This window comes from Nocardia sp. NPDC004573, from assembly GCF_053602135.1.
The window spans coordinates 57,500-81,038 of record NZ_JBSGDA010000007.1; the positions used below are offsets into that span (position 1 = coordinate 57,500).

Annotated in this window: 26 protein-coding genes; 13 read left to right on the forward strand and 13 right to left on the reverse strand. The window is 70.4% G+C overall.

Translation table 11 applies throughout. The features are described 5' to 3' along the window. Positions 1 to 7 precede the first annotated feature (7 nt). Both ACWEKR_RS13595 and ACWEKR_RS13600 read right to left on the reverse strand, forming a co-directional pair. On the reverse strand, positions 8 to 391 hold the full coding sequence (locus tag ACWEKR_RS13595) for a PPOX class F420-dependent oxidoreductase (protein WP_195090490.1): 384 nt from the start codon (positions 389 to 391) through the stop codon (positions 8 to 10). Between the two features lie 83 nt (positions 392 to 474). Beyond that, positions 475 to 1,023 (reverse strand): PadR family transcriptional regulator, encoded by a 549-nt coding sequence (locus ACWEKR_RS13600; RefSeq protein WP_452354726.1) that lies wholly within the window; start codon positions 1,021 to 1,023, stop codon positions 475 to 477. Between the two features lie 104 nt (positions 1,024 to 1,127). Between ACWEKR_RS13600 and ACWEKR_RS13605 the strand changes: the two genes are divergently transcribed. Next, positions 1,128 to 1,844, forward strand: a complete 717-nt coding sequence (locus tag ACWEKR_RS13605; RefSeq protein ID WP_452354727.1) for a glyoxalase — start codon at positions 1,128 to 1,130, stop codon at positions 1,842 to 1,844. 9 nt (positions 1,845 to 1,853) lie between these two features. On the opposite strand, the gene map is transcribed toward ACWEKR_RS13605, so the two are convergent. Then, the gene (map, locus tag ACWEKR_RS13610; protein ID WP_452354728.1) at positions 1,854 to 2,618 is read right to left on the reverse strand and encodes a type I methionyl aminopeptidase; all 765 of its coding nucleotides are present in this window, start codon (positions 2,616 to 2,618) and stop codon (positions 1,854 to 1,856) included. A 105-nt stretch (positions 2,619 to 2,723) separates the two neighbouring features. Between map and ACWEKR_RS13615 the strand changes: the two genes are divergently transcribed. Next, on the forward strand, positions 2,724 to 2,987 hold the full coding sequence (locus ACWEKR_RS13615; RefSeq protein ID WP_159844256.1) for a helix-turn-helix domain-containing protein: 264 nt from the start codon (positions 2,724 to 2,726) through the stop codon (positions 2,985 to 2,987). Here ACWEKR_RS13615 and ACWEKR_RS13620 read toward each other — a convergent pair. Next, positions 2,984 to 3,379 carry a PPOX class F420-dependent oxidoreductase gene (locus tag ACWEKR_RS13620; protein WP_452354729.1) on the reverse strand — a complete coding sequence of 132 codons (396 nt, stop codon included), beginning with the start codon at positions 3,377 to 3,379 and terminating at the stop codon, positions 2,984 to 2,986. The two genes, ACWEKR_RS13615 and ACWEKR_RS13620, sit on opposite strands and share 4 nt — an antisense overlap. Positions 3,380 to 3,499: 120 nt before the next feature. Then, positions 3,500 to 4,666 carry an epoxide hydrolase family protein gene (locus tag ACWEKR_RS13625; RefSeq protein ID WP_452354730.1) on the reverse strand — a complete coding sequence of 389 codons (1,167 nt, stop codon included), beginning with the start codon at positions 4,664 to 4,666 and terminating at the stop codon, positions 3,500 to 3,502. Positions 4,667 to 4,790: 124 nt separating this feature from the next. On the opposite strand from ACWEKR_RS13625, the gene ACWEKR_RS13630 reads away from it, so the two are divergent. Continuing rightward, a complete protein-coding gene (locus ACWEKR_RS13630; protein ID WP_452354731.1) occupies positions 4,791 to 5,564 on the forward strand; it encodes a histone deacetylase in 774 nt (257 codons plus the stop codon). On the opposite strand, the gene ACWEKR_RS13635 is transcribed toward ACWEKR_RS13630, so the two are convergent. Then, a complete protein-coding gene (locus tag ACWEKR_RS13635) occupies positions 5,498 to 6,769 on the reverse strand; it encodes a PucR family transcriptional regulator (protein ID WP_452354732.1) in 1,272 nt (423 codons plus the stop codon). The genes ACWEKR_RS13630 and ACWEKR_RS13635 overlap by 67 nt on opposite strands. 208 nt (positions 6,770 to 6,977) lie before the next feature. On the opposite strand from ACWEKR_RS13635, the gene ACWEKR_RS13640 reads away from it, so the two are divergent. Further along, entirely contained in the window at positions 6,978 to 7,355 is a 378-nt protein-coding gene (locus ACWEKR_RS13640) for a hypothetical protein (RefSeq protein ID WP_159844246.1), read from the forward strand. Positions 7,356 to 7,382: 27 nt separating this feature from the next. Here the strand turns inward: ACWEKR_RS13640 and ACWEKR_RS13645 are convergent, their stop codons facing one another. Together ACWEKR_RS13645 and ACWEKR_RS13650 are read right to left on the reverse strand one after the other, a co-directional pair. Beyond that, positions 7,383 to 8,333 carry an FAD-dependent oxidoreductase gene (locus ACWEKR_RS13645; protein ID WP_452354733.1) on the reverse strand — a complete coding sequence of 317 codons (951 nt, stop codon included), beginning with the start codon at positions 8,331 to 8,333 and terminating at the stop codon, positions 7,383 to 7,385. 81 nt (positions 8,334 to 8,414) lie between these two features. After that, complete coding sequence (locus tag ACWEKR_RS13650; protein ID WP_452354734.1) at positions 8,415 to 8,750, reverse strand: hypothetical protein; 336 nt, start codon at positions 8,748 to 8,750, stop codon at positions 8,415 to 8,417. A 142-nt stretch (positions 8,751 to 8,892) separates the two neighbouring features. Between ACWEKR_RS13650 and ACWEKR_RS13655 the strand changes: the two genes are divergently transcribed. After that, positions 8,893 to 10,002: a glutamate--cysteine ligase 2 gene (locus ACWEKR_RS13655; protein WP_452354735.1), complete on the forward strand. Its 1,110-nt coding sequence runs from the start codon at positions 8,893 to 8,895 to the stop codon at positions 10,000 to 10,002. 19 nt (positions 10,003 to 10,021) lie between these two features. Here the strand turns inward: ACWEKR_RS13655 and ACWEKR_RS13660 are convergent, their stop codons facing one another. Further along, a complete protein-coding gene (locus ACWEKR_RS13660; RefSeq protein ID WP_452354736.1) occupies positions 10,022 to 10,759 on the reverse strand; it encodes an anti-sigma factor in 738 nt (245 codons plus the stop codon). Positions 10,760 to 11,102: 343 nt separating this feature from the next. Here ACWEKR_RS13660 and ACWEKR_RS13665 point away from each other — a divergent pair, with 343 nt between their 5' ends. The 7 genes from ACWEKR_RS13665 (at position 11,103) to ACWEKR_RS13695 (ending at position 16,206) form a co-directional block, all read left to right on the forward strand. Beyond that, the gene (locus tag ACWEKR_RS13665; RefSeq protein WP_452354737.1) at positions 11,103 to 11,648 is read left to right on the forward strand and encodes a TerD family protein; all 546 of its coding nucleotides are present in this window, start codon (positions 11,103 to 11,105) and stop codon (positions 11,646 to 11,648) included. Between the two features lie 181 nt (positions 11,649 to 11,829). Next, positions 11,830 to 12,246: a phage holin family protein gene (locus ACWEKR_RS13670; RefSeq protein ID WP_159844218.1), complete on the forward strand. Its 417-nt coding sequence runs from the start codon at positions 11,830 to 11,832 to the stop codon at positions 12,244 to 12,246. Further along, on the forward strand, positions 12,243 to 12,638 hold the full coding sequence (locus ACWEKR_RS13675) for a DUF3618 domain-containing protein (protein WP_195090458.1): 396 nt from the start codon (positions 12,243 to 12,245) through the stop codon (positions 12,636 to 12,638). Before ACWEKR_RS13670 ends, ACWEKR_RS13675 begins: the two co-directional genes overlap by 4 nt. After that, on the forward strand, positions 12,635 to 12,892 hold the full coding sequence (locus ACWEKR_RS13680; RefSeq protein ID WP_159844214.1) for a DUF4235 domain-containing protein: 258 nt from the start codon (positions 12,635 to 12,637) through the stop codon (positions 12,890 to 12,892). The genes ACWEKR_RS13675 and ACWEKR_RS13680 overlap by 4 nt, the downstream gene beginning before the upstream one ends. A 465-nt stretch (positions 12,893 to 13,357) precedes the next feature. Beyond that, positions 13,358 to 13,726 carry an STAS domain-containing protein gene (locus ACWEKR_RS13685; protein ID WP_159844212.1) on the forward strand — a complete coding sequence of 123 codons (369 nt, stop codon included), beginning with the start codon at positions 13,358 to 13,360 and terminating at the stop codon, positions 13,724 to 13,726. 119 nt (positions 13,727 to 13,845) lie between these two features. Continuing rightward, entirely contained in the window at positions 13,846 to 15,198 is a 1,353-nt protein-coding gene (locus ACWEKR_RS13690; protein ID WP_452354738.1) for a cytochrome P450, read from the forward strand. 48 nt (positions 15,199 to 15,246) lie between these two features. Beyond that, entirely contained in the window at positions 15,247 to 16,206 is a 960-nt protein-coding gene (locus tag ACWEKR_RS13695; protein WP_452354739.1) for a helix-turn-helix transcriptional regulator, read from the forward strand. 86 nt (positions 16,207 to 16,292) lie between these two features. Here the strand turns inward: ACWEKR_RS13695 and ACWEKR_RS13700 are convergent, their stop codons facing one another. The 3 genes from ACWEKR_RS13700 to ACWEKR_RS13710 form a co-directional block, all read right to left on the reverse strand. Beyond that, positions 16,293 to 16,817, reverse strand: coding sequence for a hypothetical protein (locus ACWEKR_RS13700; RefSeq protein ID WP_452354740.1), 525 nt, complete (start codon positions 16,815 to 16,817; stop codon positions 16,293 to 16,295). Between the two features lie 170 nt (positions 16,818 to 16,987). After that, entirely contained in the window at positions 16,988 to 20,563 is a 3,576-nt protein-coding gene (gene cobN, locus ACWEKR_RS13705) for a cobaltochelatase subunit CobN (RefSeq protein WP_452354741.1), read from the reverse strand. 133 nt (positions 20,564 to 20,696) lie between these two features. Further along, on the reverse strand, positions 20,697 to 21,377 hold the full coding sequence (locus tag ACWEKR_RS13710) for a TetR/AcrR family transcriptional regulator (RefSeq protein ID WP_452354742.1): 681 nt from the start codon (positions 21,375 to 21,377) through the stop codon (positions 20,697 to 20,699). A 146-nt stretch (positions 21,378 to 21,523) separates the two neighbouring features. Between ACWEKR_RS13710 and ACWEKR_RS13715 the strand changes: the two genes are divergently transcribed. Next, complete coding sequence (locus ACWEKR_RS13715; protein ID WP_452354913.1) at positions 21,524 to 23,038, forward strand: MFS transporter; 1,515 nt, start codon at positions 21,524 to 21,526, stop codon at positions 23,036 to 23,038. 52 nt (positions 23,039 to 23,090) lie between these two features. Here the strand turns inward: ACWEKR_RS13715 and ACWEKR_RS13720 are convergent, their stop codons facing one another. Beyond that, positions 23,091 to 23,531, reverse strand: coding sequence for a nuclear transport factor 2 family protein (locus ACWEKR_RS13720; protein ID WP_452354743.1), 441 nt, complete (start codon positions 23,529 to 23,531; stop codon positions 23,091 to 23,093). Positions 23,532 to 23,539: the final 8 nt, after the last annotated feature.

Sequence of the window (23,539 nt, forward strand, 5' to 3'; positions counted from 1 at the left end):
CCGCAGGTCAGGCCGCGGGACTGATCTCGATGCCGATGGTTCCGGACTTGCCGCGCCGCAGGTTGCTGCCGAGGATGACCAGCGGGCCGGTGAGCCAGTACTTGCGCCGCAGCAGCTTGCGCACGTGTTCGGTGCCCTCGGCATCGAGGAGCCGTCCGGTTCCTTCGATCACCGCACCGCGCGGTTTGCCGCTCGCGCTGCACGGCTGCAGGGTGACCGCCGGGTTGCGGCGCAGCCGCTTGACCTTCCAGCTGTCGGTCACGGTCCAGACATACAGTTTGCCGTTCTCGGACACCGCCCACACCGCCGTGCCGACGGGAGTCCCGTCCTTGCGGAACGTGGTCAGCAGCACGTAGTCGGCCTCGGCGACGGCGCCCAGCGAATTCGTCATGCGGGCAGCGTATCCCGCCTGCCGTCGCAACGAGCGGCTCGGGAAGCGGCTCCGCGCGATGTGCGCACGTGCACAGCCGTGACCTACTCCGGCATCCGGTACTCCCCCGCTTCCAGGCGCGCCAGTACGCCCTCGGTCCACGTCGACAGGTTCCCGAACACACCGCTCCACAGCTCCAGCAGATCGGTCGCGTGTGGTGCTTCGTAGCGCCCGGGGTAGTCCGAAATCATGGCGAGCAGGTCGGCGCGCACTTCCTCGCTGCGGCGGCGCTGTTCGCGCAGCTTCGCGATCACGTGCGCCCTGGGCAACGCGTCCATGAAGGCGATGCCCGCGCCCAATTCCTCCATATCGACGCTGACCAGGGCTTCGTCCATCAGCCGGTGGAACTCCGCCACGCCCGCCTCGGTCAGCTCGAACAACGTGCGCCCCGGCCCCTGGTCGCTGGCCTGGGTGCCGAACGCGCTCAGCTTTCCCTCGCGCGTCAGCTGCTTCAGGGCGTGATAGATCGAGCCCGGCTTGACGTTGGTCCAGGTCTCCGCACGCCAGGACAGCAGTTCCTGGCGCACGGCGTAGCCGTGGACGGGCTGCCGTAGCCGCAGCACTCCCAGCACCAGCAGGCGCACCACCGACATCACGCGCTCCTTTCGCTCGGACGCATGGTAGTCAAGTTTGACTTCTTCGATCGGACACCCCTACGCTCCGCTAGTCAAACTTGACTACCGCGGCAGGAGGATTCATGGGCGATACAGCGGTACCGCAGCTCTGGACCGGCGATCTGGCCGGCACGCTGGAGTTCTACAAAACGCTGGGCTACACGGTGACGCACGAGCAGACTCGCCCGTACGTCTACGGCGCAGTGGAGGATCACGGCTGCGCCCTGCACTTCGTGCCCGCTCCCAAAGACGCGGACATTCCCGCCGAACGCACCGGCTGCCTGGTCATGGTCGACGATGTCGCGAACCGGCACCAGGATTTCACCGCGGCGCTGCGCACCCGCTACGGCAGGGTGCCTGCGAAGGGTCTGCCCCGGATCACCCGCTTCCGGCCGGGGCAGACCCGGTTCACCGTGGTCGATCCAGCAGGTAACCAGCTGATCTACATTCAGCGCGACGAACCACCGAAGGTGGACTACGGCGGCTCGAAGGAGCTGACCGGGCTGGCCAAAGTGCTGGACAACGCCCGCATCCTGCGTGATTTCAAGATCGACTACCCGGCTGCGTTCCGCGTGCTCGAGGTCGGTCTCGGCCGGTACCGGGCCGAGGCGCCGCGTCTGGAGGTGGCGCGGGCACTGGCGGCGCTGGCCGAACTGGCCGTCGCGCTCGGCGACCCCGGCCGGGCCGAGCCTTTCCGGACCGACCTGCGCGCGATGGAGCTGTCCGCGTCGGAGCACGCGGCCCTGGCCTCCGATCTGCGCGCCTCCGACGACCTGGCCTCGTGGCTGTCGGAGACCTAGCCGCTGCACTCACGCCGCGGTGAGCACCTCCGGCCCGTCCGGAGTGATCGCGACGGTGTGCTCGGAGTGGGCGGTCCGCGAACCGTCCGCCGAGCGAATGGTCCAGCCGTCGGGATCGGTGACGATGCGGTCGGTCGTGCGCGCGAACCAGGGCTCGATCGCGATGGTCAGCCCGGGCCGCAACCGATAGCCGCGCCCGGGGCGGCCGTCGTTCGGCACATGCGGGTCCTCGTGCATGGTGCGGCCGAGACCGTGCCCACCGAACTCGGTGTTCACCGGATAGCCGTAGTCCCGCGCCACCGCGGCGATGGCGGCGGATATATCGCCGATGTGGTTGCCCGGCACCGTGACGGCGATCGCCGCGGCCAGCGCCTCCTCGGTCGCCCGCACCAGCCGCAGGTCCGCGTCGGCGGCGGTGCCGACGACGACCGTGGTCGCCGCGTCCGCGACCCAGCCATCGATGCCGACCGCGAGGTCCATGGTCAGCACGTCGCCGTCGCGCAGCGCGTAGTCGAACGGAAGGCCATGCAGGACAGCATCGTTCACCGACAGGCACACCGTGTTGCGGAACGGCCCGCGCCCGAACGAGGGCGCGTAATCCCAGTAACACGACTGTGCGCCACGCTCGCGAATTCGTTCCCGGACATGGGCTTCGAGGTCGAGCAGGTTCACTCCCACCCCCGCACGCGCACGCAGCCCGGCGAGCACGTCGGCGACGAAGCGCCCCGCCACTCGCATCCGCGCGATCTCCGCGGGGCTCTTCAACTCGACCATCGATTCTCCAGTCTGCCGGTATTTTAATACCAGCCTAGCCTGGTCGGTATTTTAATACCAGTCAGGTCGCTTGCGATGCCGGAATACCGTCCGTAACCTGTGCGCATGGTCCGCCTCCCGTTGACTCCCGCGCAGATCGAGGCGGGCCGCCGCCTCGGCGCCGCCCTGCGCGCGGCACGCGCGGATCGCGAACTCACCGACATCGCGCGGGCGGCCGGGATCTCCCCGGAGACGCTGCGCAAGATCGAGACCGGCCGGTTGCCTTCCCCGGCCTTCGGCACCGTGGTGGCCTTGGGGCAGGCGCTGGCGGTCCCGCTCGACGACCTCGCGGACATCTGGCGCTCGGCCGGACTCGCCGAATCCGCCTAGGCCGGGTCGCCGGCTGCCTTCGGATCGATCGCGATGCCGACGGACGCGTCCGCGCCCCGCAGCAACTTGTGCCCGCGAATGGCGAGCTTGCCGATGATGCCGTACTTGTCCGCGACCACGTCCCGCACCCGCTGCGTGCCCTCCGCGTCGAGGATGCGCGCACTGCCGGGCAAGACCTCGTTCCCGGTGGGGCGGCCACGTCCGTCGCAGGCTTGCAGCGTGACATCCGGATTGCGGCGGATGCGGCGCACCTTCCAGGTCGTCGGATTGGTCCAGACGACGATCCGGTCGCCATCCGGAGCCACCCACACGGGCGTGCCGACCGGCGTCCCGTCCTTCTTGAAGGTGGTCAGCAGGACGAACTTGTTCTTGCTCATCTCGTTCCACGTCATAGGGCAACGGTAGGCCCGCGTGACGGCGGGGACATCCGACCGGAGGACGGTCCGCGGTTACGCATGCGGACGTAGCCGCGGGCCGGGGCGGCGGCTCGCCGGCGCCGCCCCGCTCCGCCGCTATCCGCGATAGTGGCGGAAGAACGTGCGGACGTCCGCCACGAACAGTTCCGGTTGTTCGGCCGCGGCGAAGTGCCCGCCCTCGGTGTACTCGGTGAAATGCTCGATTCGACCGTCTGGGTCCATCACCCGGCGCATCAGCGGATGCGTGTTGAACACGGCCCATCCCTGCGGGACACCGGACGGCGCGACCCAGGCCATCCCGGAATGGGCGGTCTCCCAGAGGAATTGCGCCGCCGACGCGCCGCCGCGGGTGAACCAGTAGATGCTGACGTTGGTCAGCAGCAGGTCACGGTCCACCGCCGCACCCTCCGCCCGTGCCGGATCGGTCCATACCTGGAACTTCTCCGCGATCCAGCCGAGTTGCGCGACAGGTGAATCGGTCAGCGCGACGGCTACCGCGTTCGGCTGGGTGGACTGCAGCGTCAGGTATCCCTTCTGCTGCTCCCACTTCTCGCGCGCGGCGGCGAGGGCGGCGAGTTCGTCATCGGCGAGTCCGTCCGGGATCGGCAGTTGCTCGCCCACCAACCCGAGCGTGCCCTGATCGCTGTTCACGTGCGTCGCGATCACCCGTTCCGGATGCGTCGCGGCCAGCCGCCCGGTGACACCGGCGCCGATATCACCGCCCTGCGCCGCGAATTTCTCGTATCCCAGCCTGCTCATCAGCTCCGCGAACGCCTCGGTCGTGCGCGCCAGTTCCCACCCGGTCGAGGCCAGCGGCGTGGAGAATCCGAATCCGGGCAGCGACGGGATCACCACGTGGAACGCGTCCGCCGGATCGCCGCCGTGCGATCGTGGATCGGTGAGCGGGCCGATCAAATCGAGGAACTCGACCACCGAGCCCGGGTAGCCGTGGGTGATCAGCAGCGGAATCGCTCCCGGCTCCGGTGAGCGGACGTGGAAGAAGTGGATGGTCTGGCCGTCGATCTCGGTGGTGAACTGCGCGTGCGCGTTCATCCGCGCCTCCTGCGCCCGCCAATCGAACTCGTCCCGCCAGTACTCCATCAGTTCCCGCAGATAGCGCGGCGCGATTCCGCGCGCCCAATCCCCGTCGGTGCCCGGCACCGCGTGCGGCAACCGGGTCCGTTCGAGCCGCTCGCGCAAGTCGTCGAGTTCGGTCTGCGGGATGTCGATGCGGAAGGGCCGGATCTGCTTCGTGTTCGTCATGCGCAACACTGTTCCGGCTATTGCGGAAGAGTCGCTTCCGCAATGGGCGAACTCGGGTTCACGATTTCCTGTGCGTTCGCAAGTGTGCGTGGCACCGCCTCGCGAGAAGCCGAGAATGGGTGTCATGACGGCCTGGCACATCGACGGCGCAGCCGGCTCGGCGGCCCGAGCGGCACCGGCCGGGGAGGCGCCCCGCAGCACGGACCTGATCTGGTACGCCGCCTACGGCTCGAATATGAGCCTCACCAGACTGCGCACCTATCTTCGGGGCGGCAGGCCGCAGGGGGGAACGATCACGTTGCCGGGCTGCCGTGACCGCGCCGACCCGATCCGCTCGGCGCCCCTGCTACTGCGGGGCGTGCTGTACTTCGCCACCGAATCGCTGACCTGGACCGGCGGCCGCGCTTTCTACGACCCGGGCTGCCCGGGTGAGATCGCGGTGCATGCCCACCTGCTCACCGGCGAACAGTTTTCCGACATCGTGGCGCAGGAGATGTATCGCCCGCCGGGAACGGCGGTGGACGCGCGCCGGGTGATCGAAGAGGGCAAAGTGACGCTCGGTCCCGGACGGTACGAGACCTTGGTGCACGCGGGCACTCATGCGGGGCGCCCGGTGCTCACGTTCACCGCCCCCTGGCGCTGTCGCGACGTGCGGGGCAATCCACCCGCCGCCGCCTACCTGCGCCATATGGCGGCGGGCCTGCGCGCGGCACACCGCTGGTCCACCCGGGCAACCGCGGGGTATCTCGCCACTCGCCCCGGCGCCGACCTGCGGTGGACGCCCGAGGCAGTGCACGACCTGCTCGGGGCGGACGACCTGCGCGGCCGGATCTACGAGGAGACCGCGGCAGGCCGGGACCACGCCACGACCGACGATCCGTCCTCGGAGTCCCGGTAGCTGCGTGCGACCAACGCGGCCCGCAGGTACCACACCCCGGAGGCCTGGGCGGGGTCGAATCCGGTGAGCTGGCCGATGCGCTTGAGCCGGTAGTCCACGGTGTTGGTGTGGATGTGCAGCGATCGCGCGGTGCGCTGGCGATTCAGGTTCGTGCCGATGTGCCGTTTGAGAGTTTCGAGCAGTTCCGGGTGCTCGTCGAGCGGATCGAGCAGTGTCCGAAGCGTTTCCAGTCCCGGTCCGGGGCGGGTGAGCTGGTATTCCAGCGCCAGGTCGTCGAAGCGGAACAGCCCGCGCGTCCAGCGCAGCCGCTGCACCATGTCGAGCAGCTCGTGCGCGCGGTCGGCGGCCGTCGGCACCTCGACCGGCGCCGCGGCGATCACCGTCGCGACGATGGGGACCTGCGCCACGCGGCCGAGCCGGTCCACCAGTTCGTCGAGCGCCTTGTCCTCGGGCGAGACGGACGGGAGCAGGAGGGTGCCGCCATCGACGCTGAGCAGCGACAGCACCGCTTCACCGCAGCTGGTCGCGAGTTCGGACTGCACCCGGCGCAGCTTCCGCCGCGCCACCACCGCACCGTCGAGTTGCGGATTGCGTTCCTCGGGATGCGGCGGAATGGCCAGCGCGAGAACCGAGTACGAATCGGCGATCTGGATGCCGCATTCCCGGGCCATGGTGAAGGTGGGGTGCCCACCGAGCAGGGCCGAGGCGAGGGTGTGGGCGGCCGTGTGATGCTCGCCGACCACGGCCCGCAACTCGGTCACATAGGCGCGCGACACGGTGGAGGTGATGGTGTCCAAAATTTCCAGCAAGCGGCGGCTGATGTCTTTCAGACTGTCGAAATCGGCGGCGGTCGCGTTCGCGACGATCAGATCGAAGCCGAGCTTGAAACCCTCGTGCACGGCGTGGTGGATGGTGTCGATCGGAATACCCTCCCGCGCCCAGCCCGCCGCGGCGTTGCGCAGTAAGAGGGTCTTCTCCGGAATGTCGGTGCCGTCGAGCATGCTCACGGCCAGTTCCAGGCACAACCGGGTGATGTTGGTGATGTCGCCGTTGAGCGCCTCGCCGGGCAGCGTCCGGCAGTGCGCGACGGTCTCGATGAAGTGGCCGACCATTTTGCGAGACAGATTCCGCACGTCTCGCAGTGAAGAACTGGCCGGGCGGCCCGACAGGGTCAGATCCGGGCCTGCCGAATCGGTGATGGACATGTGACTCCTTCCCTCCCCGATCGCGGAAAGTACTCAACGGTAACTTGACTGGCTCGGCGTGCCGAGGGCCGAGCCCGCGGTTGGGGACAGCACCCGAACAGCGCCGTGCCCGCCTGTGAAGCCTCACAACTCGTATTCGCGCGGTCGAATTCTCTCGATCCCCGTCGTAACGTCGGGGGCAAGAGGGTCGCCGGGCGGAGGGAGGGCCATGAGTATCGGCCCGCACGAAGAAGATCGGGACGGCGTCGAGGTGTCCGCGAGATTCGATCGTGGCGCCCATCGCGGCGGTCCGGACGCGCTGATCAGAATGGGTTTGGAGCTGGCCCTCGTCTTGGTCGACGCGGCCGAGGCGGCCGGGAGTCTGGCGCTGGGCCGGTTCGAGCACGCGGCGAACCGGTGCGCCCAGGCGGGCATCCCGATCGAAGCGGTGCACGCCGTCCTGCGCGACAGCGTCGACGCGGGCTTCGCCGTGCCCGTGACCGACTCGCCCGGCGAACGCGCACCGCGTGACCGGGTCGAGCCCGGCGTGCTGAGCGAATTCCTGGAGGCGCTGAACTCGGTGGTGGCGCGCAGCTACGCCAACTGATCCGACCGGAGGGTCACCGGCGCAGGTTCACAGCGCGGCGACGAGCGCGGCGCTCTCCAGCGCGCACCCGTGACAGATGGTGATCCCGGAGCCGCCGTGGCCGTAGTTGTGGACGACGGGCGTCCCGGGCAGCACGGCGGTGTCGAGTTCCACGCGGACCGCACGGCGGCCGGGGCGCAGCCCCACCACCGTCTCCAGCACCTCGCTGCCCGCGAGACCGGGGACCAGATCACGGCAGCGCCGCAGAATCGACCGGGTGAGGTCGGGATCCGGCGCGGTGTCCCATTCGCCGGTGTCCAGGGAACCTCCCAGGACGCAATCGTGCGCGCGCGGATGGACGTAGGCGCGACCGAGCGGATGGGCTTCGTCGCGGACCGACACCGACAGCCCGGGATTGGCGACCCGCACGATCTGCCCGCGGATCGGATACACCTCCGGGTCATCGACCAGGTCGGCGGCCCGCAGACCGGCGCAGTTGACCACGACGTCCGGTGACAGGTCGGCAAGATCCTCGAGACTCCGCACCGCGCGCACCACGCGGCGCGCGCCCGCGGCGTCCACTTGCGCGCCGAGGAACGGCAAGTAGGCGGGCATCTCCACCAAGGGAACTTCGAACCGGAACCCGAATTCGTAGCCGGGCGGCAGCTCGCCGCGCTCGGCCGCGCGGAACGAGCGCACCGATCGCGACCAATCCGGGATCGCGGGCGCGTCGCGATACAGCGCCATGGACTCGCACATCCGCACACCCGGCGCACCGGACGCAGCCAGCGCGGCCAGATGGCCGAAGGTGGTCTCGCTCCACGCCCGGACGCGATCGGCCGGCCCCGCGGCGGTCGGAAACCACACCGCGGCGGCGAGGAACGACGTCGTCGCCGTGAGGGGCTCGGCGCTGACCACGATCACCTCGTGCCGCGCGCGGAGCAGTTCGGCCGCGGTGGACAGGCCCGAGATGCCCGAGCCGAGGACGACGATCCGCATGGCAGCGACACTATCGAGACCGACCCGTCTCGCGCTTTCCCGCAGCACCGCCCGTGGGAGGCGCCGTTCGGCCGGACGGGCTCAGTCGGCGTCGTCGAGCGATGTGACGCCGGTGGTCATGGCCACTCCCGGCCACTGCGGCCCGACGCAGGTGGCGGCGACGGTGCTGCCCGCCGCGAAACCGCCGCGGCTCTCGCCGGTCCTGGCCAGGTCGACCCGCGGACCGGCCTGCTCGGCCGAGCCGACGAGCAGACAGTTCCACTCCTCGGCCTGCGGCTGGCTGCTCACCGCGATGGTTCCCTCCTCCTGGGTGTCCGCCGACAACGTCGGGCCCGCACCGGCCACACCCGCGCCCGCGGCGGCCACGAGCGCGGCGGAACTCCCGGTCACGGCGAGCCGTAAAGCGATCCGAAACATGCGACTACTCCTCTTCGAACGGCCCCTGCCGTTCGCGTTGCCGCCTCCCGATCGTTCAAACCCGCTTCGCGACGGATGACGATTGCTCGGCGACCTGGCGATCGGCTGGACTACGCGGCCGGGCCCTGGGTATTGCGACCACATGGACGATGGGCTCCTGACCGTCGGCGTGGAAGAGGAATTCCTCCTCGTCGATCCCGGCACCGGCGAACCGCTGGCACGCAATGTCGAAGTCGCGCGCACCGCCGAGGAGATCGGCATCGATCTGCAACTCGAGTTGACCCGCTGCCAGGTGGAGACCAGCACCGCGGTGCACACCGAGATCGGCGCACTGCACCGGCAACTGCGCGACTTGCGCCGCGGCATCGCCGCCTGCGCCGAGCGCAACGACGCCCGCCTGCTCGCCGTCGGCATCCCGCCGACCGTCCCGCACGACTTCCCGGTCACCGATACCCCGCGCTACCAACGCATCGCCGAGAACTTCGGCATGCTCGCCCATGAGCAGGGGTTGTCGGGCTGTCATGTCCACGTCGGCGTCCCGGACCAGGAGACCGCGATCCAGATCAGCAACCATCTTCGGCCGTGGTTGCCGCACCTGCTGGCCATGACCGCGAATTCGGCGATCTACCGCGGTTCCGAGACCGGCTTCGCCAGCTGGCGCAGCATTCTGTGGCGGCGCTGGCCCAGCGCCGGACCACCGCCGTACTTCGAGTCCGCGCGCGACTACGAGGCGATGGTCGCGATGATGCTGAACAGCGGCAGCATCCTGGACAAGCAGATGGTCTACTGGGATGTCCGTCCGTCGGTCTCGTTCCCGACCGTCGAAGTGCGGGTCAGCGACATCCCGGCCACGGTGGAGGAGACCGCGCTGCTGGCGGCACTGGTGCGCGCGATCGTCGGTATGGCGCGCAAATCGCTTGCCGCCGGGCAGATCGCCCAGCCGGTACCCGCCGAGGTGCTGCGGGCCGCGTACTGGAAGGCCGCCCGTTCGGGACTGGCCGGAGACGGCGTCGATCCCCGTGACGGCAACGTGACGCCGATGCGGGACCTGCTGTACCGGCTGATCGAGCACGTCGGGCCCGCGTTGGACGAGACAGGCGACCGCCGGTTCGTCGAGGAGGCGTTCGCACGCCTGCTCGCTCGCGGTAACGGCGCGCACCGCCAGATCGCGGCGCTGCGGGCGCGCGGTGAGATCGATGACGTCGTCGAGGCGGTGGCGCGCGCGACCCTCGAAGGATGCGACCAGCCGTGAAACGCGGAGCTCGACCCGATCAGCCGAGCGGGACGACAGCCAGCCGCGCCGAGGTCGGACGCGGCGAACCCGGCGCGGGTTCGATCGTGAGGGCCAAGACGTCCGCCGGGGCGAACTCGGTCGTCACGCCCAGCGGCGGCATCGTGGTCAGCACGCCCGCCGAGCGGGCCGCGCCCGTGGCGGACACCACCCAGAGCTGGTAGGACCGTCCGGGCGGCGGCGGGGGTACCGCGTCGAAGCCGACCGTGACGGCCCCGAGCCGGTCGGACGTGCTCACCGTCAGGGTGCCGCCCACAGGCAGCTCGATCGACCGGGACCGCGCGTCCGGTTGCCGCAGGATCTGGTCGCCCGCGACCGGCTCGACGTGCGACCCCGCGACCCGGTCGGCCACCACCACGGCGCCCACACCGGCTCCGATGGCCACCGCGGCGGCCAGCGCCAGCCGGATCGCCCGGCGACGACCGGACAGCCGGCGCAGGTCACCGCCGCAGTGGCGCGGATCCGGGCCGGAGTCGTCGATCGCCCGCAGAATCTTCGCCTCCAGTGTGGGCGGCGGGTTCACCGCCGCGGTCGCGCTCAGTGCCGCCAGCGTCTCCCGGACCCCGTGCACCGCGGCCGCGAACGCCGCGGCGGTCCCGGAATCGGCCGTCGCGAGCCGGTGATCGATGTGCCTGCGTTCGATCTCCGCCACCGCGTCCATCGCGTAGGGGTAGGCCAAGTCCAGCAGGTCCGCGCGGCACGGCTCGGTGCCGGTCATGGCCCGCCGCCCTCGGCCCCGGCCCGGAGCGCCGGAGGAGTTTCGTCCACCGGTCGCGCGTTCGCCGCCATCGCGCCGGGCGAACGGACCGGGGACTCCGCAGGCGACCGACCGCGCGAGGTGGGTCCCGCGCCGCGGTCTCGGCGCACCTGCCCTGTGCCAACCCGCATGCCTTGACTTCGCGGCGAACGGCCGCACGGATTGGATTCTCGCCGGATCGGGCGCGAATACCGGTACTCTTTTCGTCCGCCGGAATCATTCCGGTGTTCGCCCGGAGGCCGGCTGCGCACCACGGCGGGACCGGCCGCGCCGGACCCGCGTCCCGACGCACAGGAGGACACCGATGCCGACCGAGCTACGCGACGAGCGCGGCGCGCCGCTCGAGCATGTCACCGTGGCCCTCGGCTGGGACCCGGCCTCTCGCTCGCGCTTGTTCGGCCGGCGCGCGGAGATCGACCTGAACATCGCGGCCCTGCTCTTCGCCGCGGACCGGCTCGTCGACGTCGTCTATCACGAGCAGCTCAGCTCGGCGGACGGTTCGGTTCGTCTGCACGGCGACAGCCTGACCGGGGAAGGCGCGGGCGACGACGAGATCGTGAGCGTCGATCTGTCCCGCCTCGCCGCGCACGTCACGACGGTGCTCTTCCTCGTCACCTGCTACACCGGCCAGACGTTCGAGCGGATCGCGAACGCCTACTGCCGCGTGGTCGACACCGTGGCGGGCACCCAGCTCGCCCGCCACGAGCTGACCGGCGGCGCCTATCCCGGCTTGGTGCTCGGCCGGGTGCGGCGCGGGGACGGGGGCTGGCACTTCGAGGCCGTCGGCGCGGGCGTGCAGGCACGGCATCCGGTCGAGGCCATTCCGCACGTCGGCCCTTACCTCACCTGACCGCGCGGCCACTTCGTCTGCGCGGCAAGCCTTTCGAAGCGTGACCGGGATCGTCGCCGCGCGTCGGCCGTCCGCGCGCACCGAATACCACGCCGCGACCGGCCCACCCCGACGCCCCGATTGGAATCCGGGTGCGCGGGTAGTCGCCGTGCAGGAGGTGTGACATGCCGAAGGAGGTCTCATGACCGAGACGACACAAATTCGCCCGCCCGCGAACGCGCGATCGGTCACCGAACTCGTCGAGGACGCCACGGCCCAGGTGTCCCGGCTCATCCGGGACGAGCTCCAGCTCGCCCGGGTCGAGATGCGCGAGAAGGGAAAACGGTTCGGCCTCGGCGCGGGCCTGGCCGGCGTCGCGGCGCTCCTGGCGTTCTACGGAGGGGCCGCGTTGGTCGCGGCGGCGGTACTCGGCCTCACCGAGGTGCTACCGGGCTGGGCGGCCGCGCTCATCGTCGCGGGCGCGCTGCTGGTGGTCGCGGCGATCCTCGGACTGTCCGGGAAGAAGAGCGTGGAGCACGCGAATCCGCCGATACCGCAGGAGGCGGTCGAGGGCGTGCGCGAGGACATCGAGATGATCAAGGACAGGAGGCGGGGATGACTGACAGCCGACCCGGGGCCGGGCAGTCCACCGACGACGTCGAGGCCCTGCGGCGCGACCGCGACCAGGCCCGAGCGGAGCTCGGCAGGACGGTCGAAGAGCTCGGCCACAAGCTGGATGTGCCCGCGCGGAGTAAGGAGAAGGCGCACGACGCCGTCGAGGCGACGCAGCACGCGGCGTCGGAGGCGGCGCTCGCGGTCGCGGACAAGGCCCAGCAGGCCCGCACCGGCGCCGCGGACCTCGCCCACCGCGTGGCGGCGGCGACACCGGAGCCGGTCGCCGAACGCGGCAGGCAGGCCGGTGGGACGCTGCGCGCGTATCCCATCCCGGCCGCGATCGGCGCGGGCGTGCTCGCGGCGCTGGTGTGGCAGATCGTGCGGAGGCGGCGATGAAGACGCTCTACAAACCGCTCGGCCTGGCGATCAGCGTGCTCGGCGGCCTCGCGGCGAACGCCGTGTTCACCAAGGTGTGGCGGCAGATCACGGGCGAGAAGCAGGCCCCCACCTCTACCGCGCGGGATCATTCCTGGCGCGAGGTGCTGTTCGCCGCGGCGCTGCAGGGCGCCGTCTTCGGCTTGGTCAAGGCAGCGATCGATCGCGCGGGCGCGACGGGCTACGAATCGCTCACCGGCACTTGGCCGGAATAGCTACCCATCCGAGCGCGGCGCCGCCGCTCGAATTCATCGCCGCCGTCGTGAGTTCGGACACTCCCCAGAGGAACTCCGAACCATGGCGGCGGCGTTCGCTGTCCTGGGGACGGCGTGCGGGCTGCCGTCGTGGCGACGAGGCGCCGAGGCTCCTCAACTGCGCCGGCGTAATGACTTGGTACAGATCGCGGTCGGCAGATCACACCTCTCGCGCGGGGCGGGTTCGGCGCAGCGACTCCGTCGAACGGCGACTTCCGGGCCGGTGCGACGGCAACCTCCGATCCCGCGATACCGCCCGCTCGCAGGGGGACGACACAGCAGTGTGATTGCCCCGAGCCGCGATGGGGTAAGTTGACCGCGGAATGCTCGCGCTCTGCGCCGTGCCCTGCGTGCGTAAGAGGAGCGAACCGGAGAGGTCGACGTGACGTACTGCCGAGGACGCGTCGCCGGCACGGGAGGTGGATTGTGAGTTCCGAAAGCGCGCCCCGGGCGCTGGAGGTCGAGGTGCGGTCGGCGGAGGACACGGTGGTGGTCACCGTGCACGGCGAGATCGACATGGCGTCCGCGCCACGCTTGCAATCGGCGCTCGACGAGGCCCTGCGCGACGGGCCGGCCGCGGTCGTGGTGGACATGTCGAACGTCGGGTTCCTCGGCTCCGCCGGTCTCAGCGTGCTGTTGGCGGCTTCGGAGGCCACCGGCTCGGGCGGCCTGCGCGTCGTCCCCAGCGACGCGGCGCGCAGGCCGATCGAGGTGACCGCCTTGGACCGGTTGCTCACGGTGTTCGACTCGGTCGAGGACGCGCTCGCGGTGGACGAGACCCAGACCCCCAGCTGAGCTTCCCCGGCGCCATCTCGGCGCCGCCCGGACCCCGCCGCGGTTTCGACCCCGGCGTCGCCGGGTATGTGCCCGGTCGTCGGCATCGTGTCGACCTGAGCGCACCGGGAGGAGGCCGTATGGCAGAAAACCGCGAACACCGACTGGTGGGAGTGCCCGCGGTGGCGGCGTTGGCGGATCTCGGATTCGCCTCGGTCGCCTCAGGCGTCATCGCCCGGCGTCGGCCGGTGCTCGGCTTGCTGGAACGCACCGGGGCAGACTCCCGGGCGATCGAGCGCGTGCGGCAGTTGCGGCGGGAGTTCGGCGCGGGCCCGGTCGAGCTCGTGGTGCCGGGGCGCCGGATCGTGGTAGTCCTCGATCCGCATGACGTCGGGCGGGTGCTGGCCGACGCGCCGACACCGTTCCACCCGGCCAATCGCGAGAAGCGTGCCGCACTGCGCCAGTTCCAGCCCCACGGCGTCCTGCTGTCCGAGGGCCCGATTCGTGACCAGCGCCGGGCCGTGAACGAGGCCGCGCTGGATTCGGCCGAGCCGCTGCATCGCCTGGCCGGGCCGTTCGCCGAGGCCATCGCGCAGGAGGCGCGCGAGCTGATCGTGGCGGCCTTGCACCGCGGTCACCTGGACGCGCGGCAGTTCACCATCCGTTGGTGGCGGCTGGTACGACGGATCGTCCTGGGCGAGCGGGGGCGCGACGACACCGTGCTCACCGACGAATTGTCCCGGCTGCGCTCGGCGGGCAATTGGTCGTTCCTGGCGCCCGCGCACCGCAGGCAGCGTGATCAGTTCACCAATCGGCTGTACCGGCACGTGGAGTCGGCTCCCCCGGACAGCCTCGCCGGGGCGCTGTCCGCGGTGCCTGCGGGCGGGGCTACCGATCCGGTCGGGCAGATACCGCACTGGTTGTTCGCCTTCGATGCGGCGGGCATCGCGCTGAGCCGGGCACTGGCGGTGCTGAGCACCCATCCCGAGCACCATGCCCGCGCGCTCGCCGACGCCGTCGATCCCGACCGCGTCGATCTGCGCGGCTATCTGCGCGCCTGCGTGCTCGAATCGGTGCGGTTGTGGCCGACCACGCCCATATTGCTGCGCGACATCACCGCCGACACCCAGTGGCGCGACGGCGAGGAGCGCTTCACCATCGCGGCGGGCGCCGCCCTCATGATCGCGGTGCCCGCGTTCCACCGCGACGCCGAGCTGCTGCCGTTCGCCGACCAGTTCGTCCCGGAGATCTGGCTCGACGGCCGCGCGCAGCAGTATCCCCAGCTCGTGCCGTTCAGCGCGGGTCCCGCCGACTGCCCCGGCCGCAACCTGGTGCTGTTCGTCACCAGCACGCTGCTCGCGCACCTGTTGACCTCCGCCGACTTCCGGCTGCGGTCCACCCCGCGGCCGAACCCCGACGCTCCGCTGCCGGTCACCTTGAACAACTTCGGCCTCGATTTCACCGTGGAGCCGTGCATGACACAGGCGGGCTGACGGACTTCGCGGAAGAAACCCTTCCGCGATACCTGTCATGATCGACCGATGCTGGAAACCTCCGCACGCCTGTTGCGGCTGCTGTCGCTGTTACAGCTCCGGGGCGACTGGACCGGGCCCGCGCTGGCCGAACGGCTCGGCGTGTCCACTCGGACCATCCGCACCGATGTCGAGCGGTTGCGAACGCTCGGATACCCCGTGCACGCCACGCCCGGCGTCGCGGGCGGCTACCGGCTCGGGGCAGGGTCGGCGATGCCGCCGTTGCTGCTGGACGACGACGAGGCCGTCGCGGTGGCGGTCGGACTGGTCACCGCCGCCAACGGCGCGGTCACCGGCATCGCGGAGACATCGGTGCGAGCACTGGCGAAACTGCAGCAGGTGCTGCCGTCGCGATTACGGCACCGGTTCGAGTCGTTGACGGCGGCCACTGTGCACGTGCCCGGCGGCGCACAGTCGACCGTGGACGCGGCGGTGCTCACCGCGGTGGCGGGCGCGATCCGGACGAGTGAACGATTGCGTTTCGACTACGAAAGTCACGACGGTACCCGATCCAGCCGCGATGCCGAGCCGCACCGGATGGTGCATTGGTCGGGCCGCTGGTATCTGGTCGCCTGGGATGTGGGACGCGGCGACTGGCGCACCTTCCGCCTCGACCGGATCACGCCGAAGATCCCGAACGGGCCGCGGTTCACCCCTCGCATCGTGTCCGAGGAGGAGATCGCCGAGCGAGTACAGCGCGGCGTGGGCGCTGCCACCTGGCGCTACCGCGCCCGGGTTCGCATGGCCGCCCCCGCCGAGGTGATCCGGGCTCGGCTGCCCGCGGCGGTGCAGGTGGCACCGGACGGTCCGGAACACTGTGTCGCGCAAGTGGGTTCGGACTCACCTCAGTTGCTGACACTGTATCTCGGCCTCGCCGATGTCGACTTCGAGATCTTGGACTCCCCCGCGCTGGCCGAGCACTTGGCGGCCACCGCCGCACGTTTCCAGCGGGCGGCCGGACGAGGATAGCGGCGGATCGCATCACCCTGGGCAAGCGAACGGCCGCGCTCGACGCCGAGCGCGGCCGATGCCGGCGACTGCGAATCAGACCCGCACTACCGGCTGGCGCCCGCGGCGGCGCCGATGAGACCGCCGACCACGCAGCCGGGGAAGACCCCGACGATGAAGAAGACCAGACCGACCAGCGCCCCGATGGCACACCCGATCGCGACCCCGCCCAGCGTGCTGCCGGCGTCACCGATGAACTGCGGCGCACCCGGTTCCGGGATGGCGGCTCCGACCGGAGTCAACGTCAACGTCGTCCCGGCCGCATCGATCTCGGGCGCCACTTCGACCTGCTGACCGAACATGGACACCATGGTCGTCGGCACCGTGGTCACGACCGACCCGTCGGCCGCCACCACCGCGACCCCCTCCGGCGTGCGGGCGAACGTCCCGTCGGCGAGTGTCACCGCGGCGCTCGTGCGGTCCGGCGCGACGGACGCGGTGTAGGCGACGCCGCTGTCGTATCCGCGCACAACGGGGTCGTAGATCTCGGGTTGCCCGTACGCGGTCGCCGCGGTCACGCCGGTGGCGGCGATGGTCAGCAGCGTGGTCGCAACCAATTCTCTGAACTTCATGAGCCTTCCCATCCTCAGCAGATTCGATCTGTCGTTACCTGGGTACAGCCGTGAAACACTAGCGATTATAGACGTAGTGCATCATCATTTACGACACGGGGGAATGCCCGGAATGTCTTGCAAGCCAGGGTTTTCGGCAATCTTTCAGCTAAGACGGGAGGTGGTGTGCGCTACTCCAACTCCCCCTCGGTCTCCAGGTAGACCTGCCGCAGCCGATCGAGCGTGTCGGATTCGGGGTGTTCCCACAGTTTCCGCTCGGCCGCCTCGAGCAGCCGCTCCGCGATGCCGTGCAGCGCCCACGGATTGGACTGCTCCATGAACTTCCGGTTCACCTCGTCGAAAACGTAGCTCTCCGTCAGCTTTTCGTACATCCAGTCGGCCACCACGTTGGTGGTGGCGTCGTAGCCGAACAAGTAGTCGACGGTCGCCGCCATTTCGAACGCGCCCTTGTAGCCGTGCCTGCGCATGGCCTCGAGCCACCGGGGATTGACCACACGGGCCCGGAACACCCGCGCCGTCTCCTCGGACAGCGTCCGGGTGCGCACCGCGTCCGGGCGGGTGCTGTCGCCGATGTAGGCCTCGGGATTCTGGCCCGTCAGCGCGCGCACCGTGGCGATCATGCCGCCGTGGAACTGGAAATAATCGTCGGAGTCGGCGATGTCGTGTTCGCGGGTGTCGGTGTTCTTGGCCGCCACCGCGATCCGGCGGTACGCGCCGCGCATGTCCTCGGCGGCGGGCGCTCCGTCGAGGTCACGGCCGTAGGCGTAGCCGCCCCAGGTGGTGTACACCTGGGCGAGGTCGTCGTCGGTGCGCCAGCTCTTCGCATCGATCAGCTGCAGCAGACCCGCTCCGTAGGTGCCGGGCTTGGAGCCGAAGATGCGGGTGGTGGCGCGCCGCCGATCGCCGTGCTCGGCGAGATCGGCCTGGGCGTGCGCCCGCACGTAGTTCGTCTCGCCGGGCTCGTCCAGGTCGGCGACCAGGCGGACCGCGTCGTCGAGCAAGGCGAGCACGTGCGGGAAGGCGTCCCGGAAGAAGCCGCTGATGCGCACGGTGACATCGATGCGGGGGCGGCCCAGCTCCGCGGTCGAGATCGCCTCGAGCGCACTGACTCGGCGGCTCGCCTCGTCCCAGACCGGCCGGACACCCAGCAACGCCAGGACTTCGGCGATGTCGTCGCCCGAGGTGCGCATGGCGGAGGTGCCCCAGATCGACAGGCCCACCGACCGCGGGTATTCGCCGTGGTCGGCGCGATAGCGCTCGAGCAGGGATTCCGCCATGGCCTGCCCCGTTTCCCAGGCCAACCGGGACGGGACCGCCTTGGGGTCGACCGAGTAGAAATTGCGCCCGGTGGGCAGGACGTTGATCAGGCCGCGCAACGGCGAACCGCTCGGGCCGGCCGGGATGAACCCGCCGTCGAGCGCGTGCAGCACCCGCTCGATCTCCACACCGGTCTGCCGCAGGCGCGGCACGACCTCGGTCGCCGCGAACCGCAGCACCCGGCGGACATCCGGGGCGTCGGTCAGGCCGTCGACCGCGTCCGGGGACCAGTTCGCCGCCTGCAATGCGCCGACCAGAGCCCGGGCCCGCTCCTCCGCGGCGTCCACGCGCTCGCGCGCTTCCCCACCCGACTCGTCGAGACCGAGGGCTTCCCGCAGACCGGGCACGGTGCGTTCCCCGCCCCACAACTGGCGCGCGCGGAGCATGGCCAGCACCAGGTCCAGTTCGCTCTCCCCCGCCGGGGCTTGTCCGAGCACATGCAGGCCGTCGCGGATCTGCACGTCCTTGATCTCGCACAGCCAGCCGTCGACGTGCAGCAGCATGTCGTCGAAGGAGTCCTCGTCCGGGCGCTCGGTGAGGCCGAGGTCGTGATCCATCTTCGCCGCGCGCATCAGCGTCCAGATCTGCTGGCGGATGGCGGGCAGCTTGGCGGGGTCCAGCGCGGAGATGTTGGCGTGCTCGTCGAGCAGTTGCTCCAGACGGGCGATGTCGCCGTAGCTTTCGGCGCGGGCCATCGGCGGGATCAGGTGATCCACCAAGGTGGCGTGCGCGCGACGCTTGGCCTGAGTGCCCTCACCGGGGTCGTTCACCAGGAACGGGTAGATCAGCGGCAGGTCGCCGAGGGCCGCGTCGGTGCCGCAGGAGGCCGACATGCCCAGCGTCTTACCCGGCAGCCACTCCAGGTTCCCGTGCTTGCCCAGGTGCACCATCGCGTCGGCCCCGAAGCCTTCGGGCGCGCTGAGCCACCGGTATGCCGCCAGGTAGTGGTGGCTCGGGGGCAGATCGGGATCGTGGTAGATCGCGACCGGGTTCTCGCCGAAACCGCGCGGCGGCTGCACCATGAGCACGACATTGCCGAAACGCATGGCGGCGATGACGATCTCGCCGTCCAGGTCGGCCGAGCGGTCGACGTACAGTTCCCCCGGCGGCGGTCCCCACGCTGCCACGACGGCGTCCCGCAGGTCCTCGGGCAGGGTGTCGAACCAGGCCGTGTAGGTGGCCGCGCCGATGCGGATCGGGTTGCCCTCGAGCTGCTCGGCGGTGAGCCAGTCGGGGTCCTGGCCGCCAGCCGCGATCAACGCGTGGACGAGCGCGTCGCCGTCCTGCTCGTCCAGGCCGGGGATCTCGCCGGGAGAGCCGAGGTCGTAACCCGCGGAACGCATTTCGGTGAGCAGGCGGACGGCGCTGGCCGGGGTGTCCAGGCCGACGGCGTTGCCGATGCGGGCGTGCTTGGTCGGGTAGGCCGACAGCATGACCGCGATGCGCTTGCGCGCGGCGGGGATGTGGCGCAGCCGCGCGTAGCGCGTCGCGATGCCCGCGACGCGTGCGGCGCGCTCGGGATCGGGGACGTACGTGGACAGGCCGTCGGCGTCGAACTCCTTGAACGAGAACGGGACCGTGATGATTCGGCCGTCGAACTCCGGCACCGCCACCTGGGTGGCGACGTCCAGGGGCGACAGTCCGTCGTCGTTGGCCTCCCATTGGGCCCGGCCGGTGGTCAGGCACAGCCCTTGCAGGATGGGCACGTCCAGGTCGGCGAGCGCGCCGACATCCCAAGCCTCGTCCTCGCCGCCCGCCGACGCGGTGGCGGGCTTGGTGCCGCCCGCGGCCAGCACCGTCACCACCAGCGCGTCGGCCCGGCGCAGGGTGGCGAGCAATTCGGGTTCGGCGGTACGCAGCGACGCGCAGTACAGCGGCAACGCCCGCGCGCCCGACTGCTCGATCGCGGTGCACAGCGCGTCGACGTAGGCGGTGTTGCCCGCCAGATGCTGCGCACGGTAGTAGATCACCGCGACGGTCGGCCCGTCGGCCGGCTCGGCGGCGACCCGGTCCAGTTCACCCCAGCTGGGCAACTGGACCGGCGGCTCGAAGCCGTGGCCGGTCAGCAGCACGGTGTCGGACAGGAAATTGTGCAGCTGGCGCAGGTTCTCGGGGCCACCGGCGGCGAGGTAGTTGTGCGCGTCGGCCGCGACACCGCCCGGGACGGTGGAGCATTCCATCAGCTCGGCATCGGGCGCGATCTCGCCGCCGAGCGCGACGAGCGGAATGCCGCTGGCGCGCAGTGCCTCCAGCCCGTCCTCCCAGGCCCGTTTGCCGCCGAGGATACGGACGATCACCAGATCGGCGCCGTCGAGCAGGCCGGGGAGGTCGTCGATCAGCAGGCGAGCCGGATTCGCCCAACGGTAGTCGGCGCCGCTGGCGCGGGCACTGAGCAGATCGGTGTCGGACGTGGACAACAGCACAATCACGGGTGGCAGCCTTCCTCGGGTGACGCGCCCATCGGGGGGTTCGCTGCTCGCCGGGGAGGGTCTGGCTTTCTACAGTGGCGCGACCGCACCGGACTTCCACCGGTTTCCTCGTCGTCCGCCGAGCACGCCGAGCCTACCTGCCGTTCGGATCGGCCTCGTCCACGCGTCCGGGGCGCTCGGCCGCGTGGCGGTCGCTTGCCCGTGCGGCCAGGAAATCGTCGACCAGCCGGGCGCACTCGACAGGTGTGACCGGCGGTAGTCCGACCAACCTGGCGAAGACGATCGGGCCGACGAGCTGGGTCAGCGCGAACGTCACGTCCGGATCGCCGAGCTGCGCGCGCACGTCCGGATCTCCGAACAGCTGGTCGAACGGCCGGCGGTACTGCTCGACGAGCCGACGGCGCAGCGACGTGAACGCCGGTCCCGCGCCCGGTTCCCCGCGCTCGCCGGTCGCCAGCCAGGCCAGGGTGGACACCTGCAGCGGGGCCTCGTTGACGACCGCGGCCTGCCTGCTGAGCAGATCGATCAGCCGCTGCCGCAGCGGACCACCGGTAGTCGCCTCGATGACCGGAGGAAGCAGGCGCTCGAGCGTGGCCGCGCGCAGTTGCATGGCGTTGTCGAAATGCCGGTACAGCGTGGTGCGGGCGACCTTCGACATGGTCGTGACCGCCTCGACGGTGACCGCTTCCAGCCCACCGGATTTCAACAGCGCGGTCGCGGCGTCCAGCAGCCTGGCACGGGAGCGCAGCTTGCGCGGATCGACGTCGTCGTCTTGCGGGGACTCGCGCAGCGTCGGGTCGGCAGCACCGGTCATGGGTCGAACGATCCTCCTCCGCCGCGTCTATCGCCATCGCGCAAACTTATGATACTGATAGTAGCGTAGCGATACCGACAGTTTCGCACTGCCAGGGAGGCACCGTGGAGTCCACTACGACACAGTTGTCCGCCGCTCAGCGCTGGATGCTGACGATCTCGTGTCTCACCGTCGCGCTGGTGATCGCGTCGATGGCCGCCCTGTACACCGCGCTGCCGGAGATCGCCGCCGCGACGGGCGCCGGCCAGCAGCAGCTCACCTGGGTCGTCGACGGGTACACCCTGGCGCTGGCCTGCCTGGTCCTGCCCGCCGGCGCGCTCGGTGACCGTTACGGGCGGCGCACAGTACTGATCATCGGGCTGTTCGTCTTCGCTGCGGCCTCGGCGACTCCAGCACTGCTGGACACGCCCGGCTGGCTGATCGCGGGCCGGACTGCGGCCGGGGTGGGCGCCGCGCTCGTCATGCCTTCGACACTGTCCCTGATCACAGCCGGGTTTCCCGAAGCGCGCCGGGGCAATGCCGTGGGGCTGTGGGCGGGCGTCGCCGGTGCGGGCGCGGTGCTCGGCATTCTCGGCTCTGGCCTGTTGCTGGAGTGGTGGTCGTGGGTGTCGATCTTTCTCGCCATGGCCGTGGCGGGACTGGTTCTGATGGTCGCGGGCTGCACGCTGCCGGAATCGGTCGACCGTGCTCGTCCCCGGCTGGACGCGTGGGGCGCGATCACCTCGGCCGCAGCCGTCGGATCGTTGGTGTCCGCGGCGATCACGGCGCCCGAGCGCGGATGGGCGGACCCGGTGGTGATCGGCGCCGCCGTCACGGCGGTCGTGGCGGCCGCGGCGTTCGTGGTGATCGAGACGCGGGTGGCGCATCCCCTGCTGGATCTGCGCCTGTTCGCCGATCGCGGGTTCGGCTCCGGCACGGCCTCGGTGACGCTCCAGTTTCTCGTGTGCTTCGGAACCTTTCTGCTGATGGTGCAGTTCCTGCAGCTGATCCTCGGCTTCCGGCCGATCGTGTCGGCGCTGGCGATGGCGCCGATGATGGTGCCGATGGTGGCCGTCTCGGCGGTGGCGCCACGACTCGCCGAACGGGTCGGACTGCGGCTGCCGATCGCGGGCGGGTTGGTGATCATCGGCATAGCGCTCGTCGCGCTCTCCCGCGTCGAGGTCGACACCACTTACCTCGACCTGCTCTGGCCGTTGCTGATCATGAGTGCGGGGACCGGCCTGTGCGCCGCGCCGGCGACGGCCGCGATCATCGCGGGCACCCCGGTGCAGAAGCACAGCGTCGCGGCGGCTGTGAACGACGCGGCGCGGGAAGTAGGCGCGGCGATCGGCATCGCCATCGCGGGCAGCATCCTGGCCGCCGGATACACCCACCGCATCGCGCCCGCCCTGCCGCGACTGCCCGATCAGATCCGCGAACCGGTCGGCGACTCGCTGGCCGCCGCGCTGGAGACCACCGAGCGGATGGGCCCACAAGCCGCGCCCCTGGCCGAATTCGCCGAGTCGGCTTTCGTGCACGGCGCCGGGCAGTCCGCGCTCGCGCTGGCCGTCATCACCTTCGTCGCCGCGATCCTCATCGGCGTCTGGGCGCCCGGCCGGTCCCGCGCAACGGCGACACCCGCGGCGGCTCGATCGGAAACTCAACCGACGACCACGCCGTGACGGGCGAAGAACGCCCGCCGGCAGCCCGCACAGGTACGCGAGCGGTCCGTACCTAGACCAGATCCGCGTTCCCGTCGATCACTTTGAGGTGGTAGTGGAATCGGTTGACCCGCCACCCGTTCCCCCTGCGTTCGACGCCGAGGGAGTAGCTGCCGACGAAGGTCCGGGTTTTGCCTTCGGTGGCGGCGTTCTTGACGTGCACCGCGATGGCGTCCGCGTGCACGCGTGCCGCGTCGCCGTCCAGATCGATGAGATGGTTGCCCGACTGGTGATGCACCCCGTCGAGGTCGGCGAGACCGGTGCGCCAATCGGCGATGATGTCGGTCGCGGCGCGTTCCCCGACCGGCCCGCCGAATCCGCCGTCGAAATCCACCGTCGGCGTGAAGACCTCGGCCGACAATTCTTCCCACCGCTTCTGATCGGTGTACACGAACATTTTGGTGATCACGTCGATGATGGCGAGCCGGTCTGCGAGCGCGGAGATTTCGGACATACGCCGAC